The organism is Streptomyces sp. SID3343 (assembly GCF_009865215.1).
Taxonomy (GTDB): domain Bacteria; phylum Actinomycetota; class Actinomycetes; order Streptomycetales; family Streptomycetaceae; genus Embleya.
On the sequence record NZ_WWJX01001587.1, the window covers coordinates 1 to 2,138 of the forward strand.

At 71.8% G+C, this 2,138-nt stretch carries 1 protein-coding gene; it reads right to left on the reverse strand.

The features are described 5' to 3' along the window. Positions 1 to 280: 280 nt before the first annotated feature. Complete coding sequence (locus tag GT354_RS50480; RefSeq protein ID WP_161364982.1) at positions 281 to 2,077, reverse strand: ATP-binding cassette domain-containing protein; 1,797 nt, start codon at positions 2,075 to 2,077, stop codon at positions 281 to 283. Positions 2,078 to 2,138 lie beyond the last annotated feature (61 nt).

The window sequence follows — 2,138 nt, forward strand, 5'->3', positions numbered from 1 at the left end:
CGCCGCCGCGGTCAAGGCGAGCGCGGCGACCACGGCCAGCCGGCTCACGAGGGAGCGCTTCATGGTGAACGTCCTTGTCATGGAGGATCGGCGCGCGGCCGATCCGGTCGGGGGGCATGCCGGACGGACCCGGGTCCGGCTGCGCGCAGGCGCGAGGCGCCCGAGGCGCGGGACACGGGGGACGGACGGGGTGGCTGGGACGGGATGGCTCGGACGGCGCCGGAGCGAACGCGGCCTATATGAAGGCGAGATGTCGAAGTCCCGGGCGGGTCGCGCCGGTTCAGCCCGTCGGCGCCGAGACCGCCGGCGCGGTGTCGACGGTGTCAGCCGACTCCGAAGTGTCGGAGGTGCCCAGGTAGGCGTCCATCACCGCGGGGTCGTGCAGTACCTCCTCGGTGGGCCCGCTCGCGATCACGTGGCCGAAGTCCAGGACGGTGACCTCGCGGCAGGCGACCCTGACCAGTTCCATGTCGTGCTCGACCAACAGGATGCTCACGCCGTAGCGTTCGGGCACCTCGGCCAGGCGAGCGCCCAGGCGCAGCGATTCGGCGGCCGACTGGCCGGCGGCCGGCTCGTCGAGCAGGGCCACCGCAGGTCGCGCGGCGATCGCGGCGGCGACGTCGAGCAGCCGGCGGGTGCCGGCGTCGATGATCGAGATGGGCAGGTCGCCGACCGGGCAGCCGAAGAACTCCAGGAGTTCGTCGGCCTCGGCGCGGTCGAGGCGGCGGCCCGCGCCGATGTCCAGGTATTGGTATTGGGTCAGTTCGGGGGCGATCAGGCTGGTCTGGAAGGTCCGGCGCAGCCCGCGGGCGGCCCGTACCTGTGGGGCGAGGCCGTCGAGCCGGGCGCCGTCGAGGTGTACGGTCCCCTCGGTCTTGCCGAGGAAGCCGCCGACCGCCGAGATGAAGGTGGACTTGCCCGCGCCGTTGGGTCCGATCAGGCCCACCACGGTGCCGGCCGGCACGGTGAGGTCGACCGCGTCGAGGGCGACGACCGGGCCGTAGCGCACGGTCAGGCCGGTGACGACGAGCGCCGGGCCCGTACCGAGGGGGCGGGCCGGGGCGCCGACGACGCGCTCCGCCGGCTTGCTCGCGTCGATGCGCTCCTCGGCGCCGGCGTCGGCGGCGTCGACGAGGGTGCGGGCCTTGGCGAGGCGTTTGCGGTTGCGGGTGAAGTCGGTCTGGCTCATCCCGCTGCGCAGCGCGAAGATCGGCACGATGCCGAAGATGATGCCGCCGAGGTCCTGCGGCAGTTTGATCTTCTCCAGGATGGTGGCCATCGTGGCGCCGAAGACCCCGCTCATCAGGGCCCCTTCGGGGTGGTGGGGGCCGATCAGGATCGCGATGGCGAACAGCGTCACCGACTGGCCCATCGCGAAGTTGCCGGAGACCACCAGGCCGAGCTGACCGGCCATCAGGCCGCCGCCGACGCCCGCGATGAAGGCGCTGATCGCGAACGCGGCGAGCTTGCTGCGGGCCACCGAGATGCCGTGCGAGGCGGCGATCCGCTCGGAGTGGCGCAGTTCGAGCCAGGACATGCCCAGCCGGGTCTTGTCGAGCAGCAACAGCCCGAACGCGATCACGGTGAAGACGATCACCACGAGCACGAAGTAGTTGGCGTTGCTCGCGAATTGGGCGGGGCGCGCGACGGTCTTGAGTTCCTCGGTACCGGGGAACTGGCGGGCGTTGAGGACGATGTCCGTGGAGACCGCGGCGCCGAAGGTGATCACCGCGAGGTTGACGCCGCGTACTCGTAGGGCGGGCAGTCCGATCAGCACGCCGACGGGCGCGGCGGCCAGGCCGCCCAGGACCAGCCACAGGAGCAGGCCGCCGGGGGCGTCGGCGAGGTTGAGACGCATGACGACCCACGCGCCGATGGCGGCGAAGGAGAGCTGGCACAGCGACATCACGCCGGCGCGGCCGACGATCACGCCGTAGCTCTGCATGATCACGGCGCTGATCACGCTGGTGATGGCGAGGTAGAGCCAGTAGGGCGACAGGATGTTGGGGATCGCCACGCACGCGAGGATCGCGAGGACCAGTCCCAGTCCCGCCGAGCGTTTGTCGAGGAGGTTCATCGCGCTCCGTCTCCGATTCGGTCGGCGACTTGGCCCGCGGCGGGGCCGGTGTCCGGGCGGG

What these genes read in the sequence shown, in the direction of transcription:
- GT354_RS50480 (WP_161364982.1), bottom strand. Translation starts at nt 2,077, where the DNA reads ATGAACCTCCTCGACAAACGCTCGGCGGGACTGGGACTGGTCCTCGCG.